Raw genomic sequence first — 14,286 nt, forward strand, 5'->3', positions numbered from 1 at the left:
ACGGAATGAATGTCATGAGTGAAACCAAGCAGAATATCGCCATCGAACTGGTGGACGTGGAACGCTCCTTCGGGCAGCAGAAGGTTTTGAACAAAATCAACCTGGCGGTCCGCGAAGGCACGACCACGGTAATCGTCGGGCCCAGCGGCCAGGGCAAGAGCGTCGTCCTCAAGCATATGCTCGGCCTGTTGCAACCCGACCGGGGTCGGGTTCTGGTCTACGGCAAGGACCTGGCCCGCATGCGCAAGTCGGAATTGAAGGCGGTGCGCCAGGATTTCGGGGTGCTTTTCCAGAATGTGGCTCTGTTCGATTCCCTGAACATCTTCGACAATGTGGCCCTGCCGTTGCGTGAGCGGACCCAGGCCGGCGAGGATGAAATTCGGGACAACGTCCGCGAAAAGCTGGCGCTGATGGACCTGGACGGCGTCGAGGAAAAATTTCCCGCGCAGCTCAGCGGCGGCATGAAGAAGCGGGTCGGCCTGGCGCGGGCCTTGGTCATGAAACCGCGTATCGTTTTCTTCGATGAACCCACCACCGGCCTGGATGTCAGCAAAAGCAACGAAATTTACCGCCTGTTCTTTAAAACCCAGGCTCGTTTGAAATACACGGCGGTTATCGTCAGCCACGATGTGCCGAAAATTTTCAAGCTGGCCGATTATGTGGCCCTGATTCACGAGGGCCAAATATTGGGCAATATTCCCCCGGAGCAATTTCAACTTTCCGATAATCCGGTGATTCGCGCCTTCGTGGAAGAGACCATGGGCCCGATCTATTCCAGTGAAAGGGAGGAACGGTTTTTTTATGAAAAGGTATAATGTCGAAATCGCCGTGGGCATCTTCCTGGTGGTCGGTTTTATCTGCTTCGCCTACCTGTCCATCAAACTCGGCAACCTGAATCTCTTCGGCGACCGCTCCTATGCCGTTGTGGCCCGGTTCGGTTCCGTCTCCGGCCTCAAGCAGGGGGCCCTGGTGGAGATGGCCGGGGTCCGGGTCGGTACCGTCAGTCGCATCTCGCTTGATCCAGAAACCTATGAAGCGGTGCTGGTACTGTCCATCGACCAGGGCATTCGACTCCAGGAGGATACCATCGCATCCATTCGGACTTCGGGAATCATTGGCGACAAGTTTGTCGATTTGTCGCCTGGCGGTCTGGATGAGTATCTGCAACCGGGCGACCGGATTGTCGAGACCCAATCCGCGGTGAATCTGGAGCAGTTGGTCAGTAAATATATCTTCGAACAAAATTGATATCCAACCGTGGGAGAATCATGATGAAATTTCACGTGTTGTTGGTTGCTTTTTGGTGCCTGGCAGTCGCGCGCCCCGGTTTTGCCTTGGCGGCTGGGGAAGGAGATGCCTCCGGGGAGCCGGCCCAGATCCTTCAGGCCGCCGAGTCCGACTTTCCTGCAAGAGAGATGGATTTGCCCCAGGACTGGTCGGCCGGCGGGAATGAATCCGAGGCGCCCGGCAAGGACGAAACGCAACCGGTGATGGCCTCCGAACCGGTTTCCAGTGAGGACTCTGATCAAACCCCGGACCTGGATCCGCGTGCCTACCACGATCTGGTCCGCGAAGACGATGCGGACTTCAACGATGCCGAAGACTTCACCAACGGCGAGTTGGCGATGATCAAGGTGGCCGATCCCATCGAGCCTTTCAACCGGGCCATGTTCTGGGTCAACGACAAGCTCTATTTCTATCTGTTCAAGCCCATCGCCCGCAGCTATCGGGTGGTGCCGGAACCGGCCCGCCAATCCGTGTCAAACTTCTTTTCCAATCTGGGCACGCCGGTGCGATTCATCAATTCGGTGCTGCAGTTGAAGTTCCAGGATGCCGGAACGGAGTTGGGCCGTCTGGTGGTCAATTCGACCGTCGGCATCGGCGGCTTGTTCGACCCGGCAGAGAAATGGTTCGATTTGGAGCGCAAGCAGGAGGACTTCGGGCAGACCTTGGGCCACTATGGAGTGGGCTCGGGCTTTTACATTGTTTGGCCGATCCTGGGTCCTTCCAATGCGCGCGATACGGTGGGCATGGCGGCTGATTTTTTCATGGATCCCCTGCTGTATTTCAAGATGAAGCCCCTGGAACGCGGCGGTCTCAGGGGGCTTGACAAAACTACCGATCTGTCCCTCGACAAGGACTCCTACGAGGGCCTCAAGCGGCAGTCCCTGGATCCCTATCTGGATATGCGGAATTTCTATCACCAGTTCCGCGAGGGCAGGATTGAACAATAATGGCTGGAATATGAGATTTTGGCAGGCCTGTCGGTCGTAGTCCGGCATTGGCCGTGCCATAGCAAATTGAAAAATTTCAGGAGTTGAACGATGAAAAGCAGAATATGCCTCATTCTGGTGCTGGTGTCGATTTTCTGTGGTGTGGGCATGGCTGGAGCGGCGTTACCCGGCCCCACGGAACAATTGCGCGGCACCATCGACAGAATCATTGAAACCCTGCGTGACAGGAGCCTGCCTCGAGATGAAATGCTTTCCAGGGTCAGCGTCTTGGTGCGCAGCAAATTCGATTTCTGGGCCATGTCCCAGCGCACCCTGGCCGTCAACTGGAACCGGGCGACGCCTGAACAGCGGCAACGTTTTGTGGCCCTTTTTTCCCAGTTGCTGGAGGATACCTACCGGGAGCGCATCGGGTCCTACACCTATCAGAACGAATATGTCAAATACATCAGCGAAAAGGTGGAAGGGACTCGCGGCGAGGTCCATACCATCGTAGTAGCCAACAATGAAATTCCGGTGACCTACCGAGTGCGGCTGAAAGGGCAGGAGTGGCTGGTTTATGACGTGGTGGTTGAAGAGGTCAGCCTCATCAGCAACTACCGCAGCACCTATAATGAAATTGTTCGGCGTGAAGGCATGGATGGTTTGCTCAAGCGCATGGAACAAAGAATCCGGGAACTTCAGGCAGCCAACAAGAAAGGATCGGCGCAGTGATGATCGGCCCCTCCGACAACGGGCAAGTCGACCCTGCTCACCGGGACGCCAAGGCCGGAATGCTGGAGAAGCTGGGCGGGTTGGGATTCCTGGGAGAAGAGGAGCGGGCGGTCCTGGCCTCCTACCTCGATTATCGCCGCTTGGCTGAAGGCGAAGTTCTATGGGAGGAAAAACAACCGGCGCGCTACCTGGCTCTGTTGCTGGCCGGGCGCCTGGAGATCAAAAAGGACACGGAGTTTCCCGGCAAGCAGGTGGTGGTCGGCGTCTATGGTCCCGGAGCGGTGGTGGGGGAATTGTCCTTTTTCGACGGCGCTCCCCGCGCGGTAACCGTGGTCGCTCTTGAGCAGGCGGAACTGGCCACCCTCAGCCGTGAGCGGTTTTCTTCCTTGGAAGCGCAGCATCCCGACGTTGCTGCTGCGTTGAGTCGGGGAGTACTGCTGGCCCTGGCCAGCCGGCTCAAGCAAGCCTACGAGCGTTTGGCGGCGATTTTTTAGAGGGCTAAAAGGGCAAGGGTACTTCGTTTTTATCGCCTATGTTGACAAAATGAAACCGCCGGTTTCGGGCTTGCCCGGAACCGGCGGTTTTGTATAAGTTCCCCTTAGCTTTATAGACCGTTCTGCAGCTCGAACCGAACCGGCACCAGGACGGTATCGGCAATCGGTTGGCCATTGCGGCGGGCCGGCCTGAAGATCCAAAGGGCCACTGCCTCACGAGCGGATTGGTCCAGCATGTCGTAGCCTGAGGACTTCTCAATCTGGATGGTGGCTACCGTACCATCGGCTGTTACCGCCACTTTGAGCAGGACTTCTCCTTGCCAGCCTCTGCGGCGCGCCGTCTTCGGATAAGGAATCTGTGTAGCGCTACCATAGCCTAACGGGCTGGCACGGTACGAGCCACGGCCGTTTTCACCATGCCCGGTTTCAGTGCCGGGTTGGCCATTGCCGGAAATGCTGCTGGTGCCCGGGCCATCCCCAAGTGACGACAAGGGGGCGTTTGCCGACTCACTTGCAGGTGCGGTCCCGCCAGATACTTCGCCGGAGCCATCCATGGCCGGCCTGTACAAGGTGTCGGGCGCTTTCTGGTCGACGGCAGGTCCGGTTTTTCCCCTTGGCAATATGTCTTTTCGGTTCGAGACGGCTTCGGTTGTTCTCTTGCGGGGCACTGGTGGCTGGGAATGATTCTTTTCGGGGAGTGGGCGAGTTGACGGGGTCGGGGTGTCGGCTGGCGAACCCTCTCGCGCCTCGGGCTGGATTCCAGCGCTTTCGCCCGGAGGATATAGCTCTACCATTAAAATGGTAGGCTTGCCTAACTCCCAGGGAGCAGGCAAGGGCCAGAAGGTCAACATGGCTACGTGGATGCATACCGAAAGGAACATCCACAAGCTGAAAGCTATATGAGGGGTTGGCATGTCTCGGGTTGTGCCTTCATCCGGTAATCCAGCGCCTGAAATGCCCTCCCGGCGGCCAATTCGCCGGAAGGGCAGCATGTCATGCTCGTTCTTTCGGAACCATTTCAGAATGACAGCGTTGCTCCGACATACCCGGCGATACCTGGAGTGCCGAAGCCATTGACTTCTTCGTAATCTTCATCAAAAAGATTCTCGACTCGACCATGGATGCGCAAATGTTTGGCGAGGTCATAGGCAATGGCCAGGTTGACCACCGTATAGGCGCCAAGGGTTTTGGTTTGATCCCAGATGAGGAGATCAATGTCATCTCGTTTGCCGACATAAAAAATATCCAGATTGACATTGCCGCGATCCAGAAAACGGTAGTCGGCGTTAAGGTTATACTTGTGACGCGGTCTTCGCAACAGTTGATTGCCCGTTGCCCGATTTTCCGTATCCGTATAAGTATAACTTGCCGAAAGGGTTAAATTGTCCATCGGTCGGACCGATGCGGTCAGCTCGACACCTTTTGACTCGGCCTTATCGATGTTCTCGTACTCATATTTGAAGCTGCTAAAACTGAAAAATGTGTTGATAAGGTCTTCAAATCTATTTTCAAAATAGGTTGCAGAAAGGCTGATGCGGTCGTCCCAGAATTTCTGTTCAAGCCCGATATCCCAACCCCGACTCTTTTCTGGAGCAAGGTTAGGATTACCCAGCACCCAGGTCGAATTTTCGAAAAGTTGCGCCAAGGTTGGTGCTTTGAAGGCGGTACCAAATGTTCCCTTGATCCGGGTTCCGGTCGGGCGGAACAAATAGCTGCTGGTAATTCTGTAAGTCAAGCGCGCACCAAAGGTCTGGTGATCATCGACACGCAGGCCGAAAGTCGTAATGAAATCATCCCAGAGTATAACCTGATCCTGAAGGAAGGCGCTGAATGTTTCTACGCTCTTTTTGGAGAATGAATCGTCCGTATTCCAAAGAGGGTCTTCGTAAAAAAATTGGGATTTGCCCTTGGCTTCTTCCTTTTTATATTCGCCGCCAAGAGTGAAGACGTTCGCGCTGGTGAAATAGAGATTGTGCTGCCAGTCCATCTTGTAGAGACGGCTGTCGTAGGTTGTCCGGCTGCTGTCGAAAGGGTGGTCCGGGTCGGTCCGATCGATATTTTTGCGAGCGTAATCGGTCAGCGAAAGACCAAGTCTCTGCTCCCAGAGGTCATTCAGCAGCATCAATCTGCCCTGGATTCGGGCGTAGATGGATTCAGAGTGAAAAGTATTGTTGGGGTCGTCTCCACCGGGGCCGGCAAAGGTGTCAAGATCCGTATTGGATTTGATGTAACGCAGGAAAAAATCCACATCGACGTTGCCCAATGGTGTCAGGCCAAATCGGGTTGATACAGTGGTTCGGTCGAAACCGTCACGCTCCGTATTGCCGTATTTTTTTGCCGCCGCCGAAATGCCTTTGGTGTCGAAATAGGAAGCTGTCAAAGAGTAATTAATCAGATCGTTGCCCCCGGAGAGAGAGAGGCGTTCCTGATGCGTGTCGAAACTGCCTCCCTCGGCGCTGATGGCGACTTTGGGTTTACCGCTGCCCTTTCTGGTAATGATGTTGATCACGCCGCCGAGAGCATCTGAACCATAGAGGGTGCTGCCTGGTCCGCGCACAATTTCAATGCGCTCGATATTGTCGACGGCCAGATTGGCAAAATCGAAGGACCTTCCTGGGTTGGACGGATCGTTGACTTCAACGCCGTCGACCAGAACCAATGTGTGGGTCGAGTTGGCTCCTCGCAGGAAAATCGAGGTCTGCTGCCCGCTCCCGCCTTGGCGGACCACATCCAGGCCAGGTACGCTACGCAGCACATCAATGACGTGGCTCGGTTGTTGGTTCTCAATGTCCTGGCGGCTTATGACGGTGACGGAACTTGCTACCTGGCTCAAAGGAGTTTCGAGACGGGTTGCCGTGACGACGACGGGATCAAGAGTGGTGGTTTCGGCCGCGAATGGCTGACCGGCATGCAACAGCACGCCGGCCAGGGCCAAAGGCAGAACTTTCTTCAGAAGCATAAAAGAAAACTCCTCTTTGTGCCCAGGCAGAGGTGAGCACCAAGAGGAGCGCGAAAACCCGACCGGAAATGCCGTGTGCACGCCCGGGTCGGGAAGAACGTTCGCCTCAGCCCACCTTCCCATAAGCCCGGGGAAGATGTTGTGGGACGTCCGTCCGGCAGGTCTTCTGGCTCGCGAATCATTCTCCGGGCCGCCTTCCCGATCTTTCCCGATCAGTGGCTTGCTGGCCCATCGTCCTCGCTTACAGTGGCGGGTCCGCGGGGGAGTTGCACCCCTCTTCCCTTTTCAGCCTTGCGGCACCGGTGGACAAATCGACAGTAAAATACTAGCCCCATGTTGGGGGCTTGTAAAGAGGCTGCAGGATTGTAATGGAACTGCCTGGAATGTCCTCCTGTTGGAGATGGTGGCAGGATTTCCCGGGCAGATCCTTGCTGGCGTACTCAGCCCCCGCCGACTTTGGGGAACAGGGATACGGTGGCGCCATCCACCAAGGCGTCCGTCGGTACCACATGGCGTCCGTTGATGAGAGCAACGCCAAGCTCGGGTTCGGAGATGCCCAGCTCTTCCAGGATGGTGCCGATGGTGGCGTTGTCGGCATATTCACGTTCCGCGACCTTGAACCGATTGTCACGGAACGTAGCAAAAAGCTTGAGGGTGATCTTCATGTGGCTCCTGCCCAGTGAGCGGCCCGTCGTCGCCGTATTTCTACTTTGACAAAACGGGAAGGGTAGAAAGAAGAGTGGGCACCCGATAAGAGTGCCCACTCGGTTTTCAGTGCTGTAAGACGGTCTTAGAAATTCCAGACTTCGTCGATTTCAGCGCCGGTGAAGTCCCACAGAGCGTTGTGGGGGGCGACCGGCTCGTACTCGAAGAACTCGGGCAGACGGTCGTCTTCGTTGGTGAAGCCGGCAGCCGTGTTGAAGGCTTTTTCCTTCTTCAGGATGCTGGCGCCCATGCCCATGAATTCGTCCACGGTCAGGCTGGTGCCCTGGGTGGCGGCGATCATGTCGACCAGAGCGGGCAACACTTCCGGGATGTCCAGCGCCGGGAAGGCGATGAAGATGCACATGCCGGTGCTGTCGAAAGCGGTGGTGCCGATCTGCAGGTTGCGGGACAGCTCAACCTGGCCTTCTTTGCTCAGAGGATCGACATAGCCGCCGACCTTGAGGATGTTGGTGGCGATGGTGTAGCCGGCGGTGTGGTCGGCACCCATGGTCGAAGTGGCATAGGTGATGCCGATACCCTTGACCGAGCGGGGGTCGTAAGCCGGGATGCCCTGGTTTTTGACCACCGGGACGCGGGTCAGGCCGAAAGCCTGGCCGACGGAAGCGGTGCCGTTGCCGAGGATACGGCCAATCGGAGTGCACTTGCCGATTTCTTCGTTCATGACGCGCAGGGTTTCCTTGCCGTCACCCCAGGGAATCACGCCGGCTTCCATGGCCACGGCGATGAGCACGGCGCCTTCGATGGAGTCGATGCCGATGTCGTCCATGGCGTTGTCGATGCGGGCGCAGTCGTCCAGTTCCTTGATCATGCAGTTGATGCCCAGGCCCCAGACGGTTTCGTATTCGAAACCGGAGGTGATGTAAACACCGGCCTCATCCACATACTCCTGGGAGCACTGAATGATACAGCCGGCATGGCAGCCGTGCTTGGTTTTGCCGCCGCGCTTGGCGATGGTGTCGTGCATGGTTTCGCCGGATACCATGTCATGGTGTTCGCAGGCGCCGTACTTGAAGTTCTGGGTCGGCAGACCGCCGGCTTCGTTCAGGATGTTGATCAGAACGTTGGTGCCGTACACGGGCAGGGCTTCGCCGGTAACCGGGTGATCCAGCATGCCTTTGGCGAAAATCTTGGCAGCGGCGCGGAACTTCTCGGGGTCGGCGATTTCAACCTTGCCGGCGCCGGTGTCGTCGATGGTGATGCACTTGACTTTCTTGGAGCCCATAACGGCGCCGAGGCCGCCACGGCCGTGGGAACGAATCTTCTGGTCCGGGTCCTTGACGGAGATGTTGGCGGCGGCCAGACGCTCTTCACCGGGGACGCCGATGGTGACAACGCCGATCTTCTTGCCGAATTTTTCGTTCATGGCATCGATGACGGCGAAGTTCTGCTTGCCCTTCACGTCGGAGGCGTCTTCGAAGGTCACGCCGTCCTTGGTGACATGCAGGCGGTACCATTTGTCATCCTTGGGCTGGCCTTCGATGATCATGGCCTTGATGCCCATGCGGGCGAACTGCTGGGCGCTGGTGCCGCCGGCGCTGGATTCCTTGATGGTGCCGGTCAGGGGGCTCTTGGCGCCGGCGGACATGCGGCCGGAGTTGGCAGCCGGGGTGCCGGTCAGCATGCCGGGGGCGAAGACCAGCTTGTTGTTGGGGCCGAGGGGATGGCAGGTCGGCGGCACTTCGGCGGCGACGATGCTGGAGGTCATGGCACGACCGCCCAGGTTAGCCAGTTCGGCGGGAACATCTTCGACCTTGCAGGTCAGGTTCGTCATGTTTACGCGAAAGATCTTGCCCATTCTTTTCTTCCTCCCAGTGTTTGTGCCTTGGAACGGTTCCGGGTAGAATCTCCTTTCCACAATGGGAGGCGCCACTGTTTCCAGCGGAACCCGTCGGCCTGCTGCCGTGGGGACCTTCCCCGTAGGCGGCGAGGCTCGGAGATCTTTTTCACAACCATCGACCCTTTGCCGAGGGGCGATGCCAGCTCTAGTGGTATGACTGCTGTCTTTATAGCAAAAATAAAACAAAAGTTCAATATGGAAAAATCGTCCCCTCACCTAATTTCTCCGCACAATGTATACGCATGTAAAATCAGATGTTTATAAGCTTAAACTTTCTTGATGCACAATCAAATATTGTTAAAAAGCCGGGAAAAACCTGAAATGGGTGGGAATTTGCGGGAGGTTTTGTGTATACGTCATGGCGTATACGATGGACTATAGCAACAGATATACCATATAGCCCAGCATACTGACCAACAACAACCATGGTGCCAGGTCCAGAAGTATTCGTTCTTTGTCGGGCATGCTGGTTGTAGCGACTCTTTGATTGACCTGTTCCAGAATCAGACGACTCAACAATTGTGGAGTATGATTTTCGGCAGCAAAGTATTGACCTCCCGTGATGTCGGCGATCTGTCGCAAAATCCGCTGATCACGTCGGGTTTTTAGGTAGTCGCCCCGATTGTCCTCATAAAATCCATCAATGCCGGTTTGGCCGGGCCGTCGGATGGGGATGAAAACCTCCGTGTCCCGGCCGGTGCCGACGGTAAATACGGGAATGGTCTTTTGCGCCAAAAGTTCGGCCCGGGCCAGCAGGGCGGAAGGCTCATTTTCCGTGTCTTCGCCATCGGATATGAGAATCACAATCCCGGCGGCATCCCCTCCGAGGGCTGCGGCCATGTCCTCGCCGATGTCCATGGCCGCGGCCAGATCGCTGCCTGATTCCGTCAGGTTGGCGAGTTCGGTTTGTTGGATCATGTAACGGAGGAAACCTTGGTCCCGGGTCGGCGGCACCACCTCGATGCCGTTACGGGCAAAAAAGAACAGACCGGCCTTTTCTCCTGCCAGGTTCTGAAACAATTCCGTCGCGACTTGCCGGCCCAGATTGAGCCGGTTGGCGATTTCGGAGCCGTTTTGAGACGACGGCAGGCGGCCGACATCCTCGGCCAGCATGGACTTGCTGACATCCAAGCCGACCGCCAAAATCGCATTGTGACGGGCATCGCCTCGCTGCCAGACCTGAATATGCCAACCTGCCAGGGACAATATCAGAGCGCCGCCGGTCAACAATGCGACATTGCAGCGTCCCAGCCCCCGCCACAAGTCGCGCCGGGTTACCCGCCCGACCAGAGTGCGCCGAATATCCAGCAGTCGGAATTCGGTCCACAGACTCCAGAGCAGGCTCGGCAGCAGGATAGCCAGCAGGATCAGGACCCAGGGGTGGGAAAGTCGCATAAATTCGTCCTTCTTACTTTTCGACCCGCACTTCCAGAGGAATTCCGGGGGTGAATCCGGCTACATCAGGGATGTAGGCTTCCAGTTGTTCGCGCACGGTTTCCAGGTTTTCCTGCCGAATTTCCGCCAATCCGATGCGCTGGTATTCGCCAACGCCGACGATAAGTTCCAGATTCCAGCGCGGAATGGTCCGTTGCAAAGAACTGCCGCCGGCCCGATCCACCTGTTTGATGGCCGCCTTGAAATCCGTGAGGGCGTCGTTCAGGAACTTGGCCGCTTTGCGGCCGTCCTGTTCATAACTCAGCACGCTGTAGGCGAGCAACACCGAAACCCCGGCTTTCAAGTTCAAGATGGGCCAGGCTGCGGCGGGGGCAAGGTTGGGATGCTGTTGAAGGACTTCCTCGGTGTCCTCTCGCAGGGCCAGCAGACCTTCGTGAAAGCGTTGCAGCAGGTCCTGGCTGTGTTCGGCCAGATAGGGATTGTCCTGGGCGGCGGCGACCTGGTCGAAATCCTGCAGGGCCTGCCGCCAGCGGCCGTAAAGATAAAGATAAACGATATCCGGTCGAAAGGGTGCGGTGGCTCGCGTCTGGACTGCCAGTTGCCGAAGTTGTTCGGGATCCGGTGTTTCAATCTGCGAAGTCACCTTGCCAAGGTATAGATTCATCTGCCGCCAGGTTCTCTGCTGGAGGACGGCGGAGGCCCCCGCGATCATTCCCCAGACGAACAGCGTCAAGCCTGCCGCGGCCAAGGTCAGCAGCAGTTTCGACCGTATCCGTGGGGCAGCCAGAAAGTCCTGCCATCGATGCATCGGTTTTTTTATCTCTGTCATGGGTACCCCCAAAAGGTTACAGGCGGCGATAGGCAGGCAGGCAGCGCATGGTCAGATGTGCCACCAGCAGCACCAGGCCCAAAAGGGAGAACCAGGGTCGCGTCCAACGTGGCTGGAACGTCACCCGGCTCAAGTTGCGGTTGGCTTCAAGAACATCGATTTCCTGGTAGACGGCTTCGATTTGATCCCGATCCAGGCTGCGCGAGGTGACGAAGATCCGCCCGATGGGTTTCTCCCCGTAGGCCGGGGTCATGGCCTGCTCCACGGCATCGTCAATCTCTCCGCCAACGGCAATGATATAAAAATGAACACCGATGGCTTTCATGAGTGTGATGAGATTCACCAGGTTGGGCATCCGGCCGCTACGAATATGGGTACGCAGGGTCGGTTCGATGCGTCCGTCGGTAAACAGGATGACTGCCATGCCGCGTCCCAGTCCGGCCTGGTGCAGTCGGCGCGGGATGTCCAGCAGGGTGCCGGGTTCGCTGAGCAGAAACTGCCGCAGTCCGGCGATCTGCTCCACGGTCAGCCGGCTATCCTCGGGCAGCATGGAAAAAAAGGCTGAAAGGGCCAGCCAGACTGCCTCCGAGGCGTTGGTGCCGCCTCCGGCCCCCAACTCCCGATAGATGCGGGACTGGTTTCGACTGCGGACCAGTTCCAGTTTGTTCTTCAGCAGTTGCTTGTCGAAGGTCAGGGGCGACAGCAGCCTGGCATAGCTGGAAAAGGCGACCAGGCCGATGTAATCGTCCGCCCGACGCAGGTCGATAAAGGATTCAAGACCATCCAAGGCCAGATCGCCAAGGGTTTCCGGACTTTCCGGCGAAACCAGCCGCTTCATGGAGCCGGACAGATCCAGGGCCAGGAAGATCCACTTGGATTCGATGAATTCCTCCACCGTGCGGCGGGAGTAGCCCGGATTGGCCAGAGCCAGGCAGAGACTGACAAAGGCCATGCTGAAAAGGATGGCTTCATAGTTGGCGCGCCAGAAGCCGGGCCGGAGCCCGGCCAAGTGGGGTCCCACCGCCGGGAAGGGGATTTTCTCCCGACGTTGCCGGCGCACCCGGAGCAGTATCGGGAGCAGTAACGGCAGCAGCAAGGCTGCGGGATATTGCAGTTCGAATGTCGCCATCGTCCAGCCGCTCTTTCCGGGACCCGGTTCCGCGGCGCCCGGGATGCTTCGGAACCGCGGTCCCGACGGGAGGTTGCTTGCAGGTGATCAGTTTTCTGTCGCCGAGTTTCCACCTTCAGCCTGCTTTTCCAGGGACGGCCGCAGCCCCTCAAGCAGTTGACGCAAACGATCCTGGAGGCGGCTTATGGCCTCGGGTGTCACGGCGCCGGCAGCCAGCAACTTTTCGATACTCTGCAGAACCGCCTCCGCGTCGCCGCGGCAGTCGGCGGGCAACGCTTGGCCGACGGCCTGCATGAAGACACTCGCGCCGCCGCCGCGCCGGGTTGCCGGCAGGTTCGCCATTGTCGCCAGCAGTTCCCGGCAGGCGGTGCCCATGGCGGCCAAGTCGTCCATCCCCAGCGCTAGTGTCTCAGTCTGTAGCCAGGTTTGCAGCGTTTGCAAGCGGTGGTTGGCGGCGCGGCTGTCCGGTGCAGGTGCCGGGCCGTTGACCGGTTTTTGGCGCCGGCCCCAGGCGGCCAAACCCATGAGCGTCATCCCGATGATGGCCAGAGCCGCGCCGCGCAGCAGGCGACGCCGGGCAGCGCGATCCTTGAAGGGCGGTGGCACCCCGGGGGTGACCACCTTCAGCCCCAAGGCATCGGGAGCTTCGGGCAGCAGGGCGGCAATGCGCACGGCGGGGCCGGCCAGGGTGTGGCTGTGCAGTGCTTGTCCACCGTTGCGGGTGTCCGTGTAATAGATGGGAACGTCCGGCAGGCGGAACTCCCCTGGAGCGTACAGGGTAATTTTACCCGTGAGCACGACGGGGCTGTGGGTCAGGTCGACGGCGCTCAGGGGATGATCGTAGCTGAGTTCCAACAGGGACTGGAAGATGCCGGGCGGTCGCAGGTTCAGGTTGGCGATGGTGGAGGATTCGATGCGAATACCTTCCAGAAAACGGATTTCGATACGGAAAGGGAGTGGCGTACCGAGGGTCGCGCCGCCGAGGTCCAGGGTGAAAAGTGCCGACAGCGGCGGCAACAGGGGCAAAAGTTGCGGCACGGCCTGCAACACATGCACATCCTCGGCCAGCAACACAGCTGCTTGCCAGATGGCCATCCGGCAGGGATCGATATGCACTGTTTCCCGGGTTGGGACCGGCCCGGGGGCAAAATCCACTGCGCCGATTTGGTCCAGCAGTCGCTGACGGACTTGGGCGTCGGCCGTGGTTTTCCAGGTAATATCGATGCGATCCAGTGGCGCAAAGCGCTGCCGGCCGATTTTCCAGGCCGGTTGCACCCAGAGCACGGCAGGATCGCGGGCCAGTCTCTCCAGCAAAGTCGTCAGATCGGCGGAGGCGGCTCCGGCCCGCAGGCGGTAGGCGGCCAGGCGCTGGCGCCCGTCGGGATCCAGCAGATAATAATCGAACACATCCCTGAACCGGAAATGGAAGTCATTCATAAGCTCTGCGGCGGTTTGGGCAGAGGGGTCGACGGTAGCCCATTCTGATGTCGGGTCTTCGCCGGGAGCCTCGAGGGTGGCTGCATCGGCGGGTAATGGGTCCCCCGCCGGCGTTGGTGCATCCAACTCCTCCGGTATCGCAGCTTGGAAATCGCTGCTGTCCTGCGCCGGTTCGCCAAGGAAGCCGCTTGGTTCCAGGGCCTGAGATGCCGTGGGCCGCGGCTGGAAAAAGACCACCAGCCAGGTTCGTTCGGGGGTCGGGATCACCCGCTGCCCCTTGCTATCCAGGTACCAGGGGTGAGCCTCGGCCTGTTGCCAGACCTGCTCGAAACAGCTGACGGCCGCGGGCGGCAGGGAAAGGTCCTGGCTGTCGGTCGTCCTGGCTTCGGTCCGGTCGGCAAGGGCGGAAGGTTGTTGGCTGTGCGCCGCGGGTTGCAGGATGGACAGGACCAGCAGGGCCGCCGGCAGCGCCTGACGCCAGGGTCGAAGGTGCTCTATTGTGAAGAGGAATTTCATGGTCGGTTCCATTTCGGAT

At 58.3% G+C, this 14,286-nt stretch carries 13 protein-coding genes and 2 riboswitches; of the genes, 5 read left to right on the forward strand and 8 right to left on the reverse strand.

All coding sequences use genetic code 11. From position 1 onward, the window contains the following. Positions 1-5: 5 nt before the first annotated feature. The 5 genes from JQN68_RS00370 (at position 6) to JQN68_RS00390 (ending at position 3,439) form a co-directional block, all read left to right on the forward strand. On the forward strand, positions 6-815 hold the full coding sequence (locus tag JQN68_RS00370; protein WP_502799340.1) for an ABC transporter ATP-binding protein: 810 nt from the start codon (positions 6-8) through the stop codon (positions 813-815). Further along, positions 802-1,248: an outer membrane lipid asymmetry maintenance protein MlaD gene (gene mlaD / locus JQN68_RS00375; protein WP_225071161.1), complete on the forward strand. Its 447-nt coding sequence runs from the start codon at positions 802-804 to the stop codon at positions 1,246-1,248. Before JQN68_RS00370 ends, mlaD begins: the two co-directional genes overlap by 14 nt. 20 nt (positions 1,249-1,268) lie before the next feature. Beyond that, entirely contained in the window at positions 1,269-2,234 is a 966-nt protein-coding gene (locus JQN68_RS00380; protein ID WP_225071162.1) for an MlaA family lipoprotein, read from the forward strand. A 90-nt stretch (positions 2,235-2,324) separates the two neighbouring features. Beyond that, positions 2,325-2,945, forward strand: coding sequence for an MlaC/ttg2D family ABC transporter substrate-binding protein (locus JQN68_RS00385; RefSeq protein WP_225071163.1), 621 nt, complete (start codon positions 2,325-2,327; stop codon positions 2,943-2,945). Beyond that, entirely contained in the window at positions 2,945-3,439 is a 495-nt protein-coding gene (locus JQN68_RS00390) for a Crp/Fnr family transcriptional regulator (protein WP_225071326.1), read from the forward strand. Before JQN68_RS00385 ends, JQN68_RS00390 begins: the two co-directional genes overlap by 1 nt. 110 nt (positions 3,440-3,549) lie before the next feature. Here JQN68_RS00390 and JQN68_RS14670 read toward each other — a convergent pair whose 3' ends face one another. The 8 genes from JQN68_RS14670 to JQN68_RS00430 form a co-directional block, all read right to left on the reverse strand. Then, the gene (locus tag JQN68_RS14670; RefSeq protein ID WP_349632287.1) at positions 3,550-4,431 is read right to left on the reverse strand and encodes an energy transducer TonB; all 882 of its coding nucleotides are present in this window, start codon (positions 4,429-4,431) and stop codon (positions 3,550-3,552) included. A 26-nt stretch (positions 4,432-4,457) separates the two neighbouring features. Beyond that, complete coding sequence (locus JQN68_RS00400) at positions 4,458-6,398, reverse strand: TonB-dependent receptor plug domain-containing protein (RefSeq protein ID WP_225071165.1); 1,941 nt, start codon at positions 6,396-6,398, stop codon at positions 4,458-4,460. A 139-nt stretch (positions 6,399-6,537) separates the two neighbouring features. Next, positions 6,538-6,717, reverse strand: a riboswitch (cobalamin riboswitch). Positions 6,718-6,838: 121 nt separating this feature from the next. After that, a complete protein-coding gene (locus tag JQN68_RS00405; protein WP_225071166.1) occupies positions 6,839-7,063 on the reverse strand; it encodes a MoaD/ThiS family protein in 225 nt (74 codons plus the stop codon). Positions 7,064-7,188: 125 nt separating this feature from the next. Then, on the reverse strand, positions 7,189-8,919 hold the full coding sequence (locus JQN68_RS00410; protein ID WP_225071167.1) for an aldehyde ferredoxin oxidoreductase family protein: 1,731 nt from the start codon (positions 8,917-8,919) through the stop codon (positions 7,189-7,191). 33 nt (positions 8,920-8,952) lie between these two features. Then, positions 8,953-9,072: riboswitch (molybdenum cofactor riboswitch) on the reverse strand. Between the two features lie 264 nt (positions 9,073-9,336). Continuing rightward, positions 9,337-10,356 carry a vWA domain-containing protein gene (locus JQN68_RS00415; RefSeq protein WP_225071168.1) on the reverse strand — a complete coding sequence of 340 codons (1,020 nt, stop codon included), beginning with the start codon at positions 10,354-10,356 and terminating at the stop codon, positions 9,337-9,339. A gap of 13 nt (positions 10,357-10,369) precedes the next feature. Continuing rightward, positions 10,370-11,185, reverse strand: a complete 816-nt coding sequence (locus tag JQN68_RS00420; protein WP_225071169.1) for a hypothetical protein — start codon at positions 11,183-11,185, stop codon at positions 10,370-10,372. A 16-nt stretch (positions 11,186-11,201) separates the two neighbouring features. After that, on the reverse strand, positions 11,202-12,314 hold the full coding sequence (locus tag JQN68_RS00425; protein ID WP_225071170.1) for a vWA domain-containing protein: 1,113 nt from the start codon (positions 12,312-12,314) through the stop codon (positions 11,202-11,204). Between the two features lie 87 nt (positions 12,315-12,401). Then, a complete protein-coding gene (locus JQN68_RS00430; RefSeq protein ID WP_225071171.1) occupies positions 12,402-14,267 on the reverse strand; it encodes a hypothetical protein in 1,866 nt (621 codons plus the stop codon). Between the last annotated feature and the right edge of the window lie 19 nt (positions 14,268-14,286).

The sequence above is a fragment of the Desulfuromonas sp. CSMB_57 genome (genome assembly GCF_020194955.2).
Classification (GTDB): Bacteria; Desulfobacterota; Desulfuromonadia; order Desulfuromonadales; family Syntrophotaleaceae; genus JAFCIY02.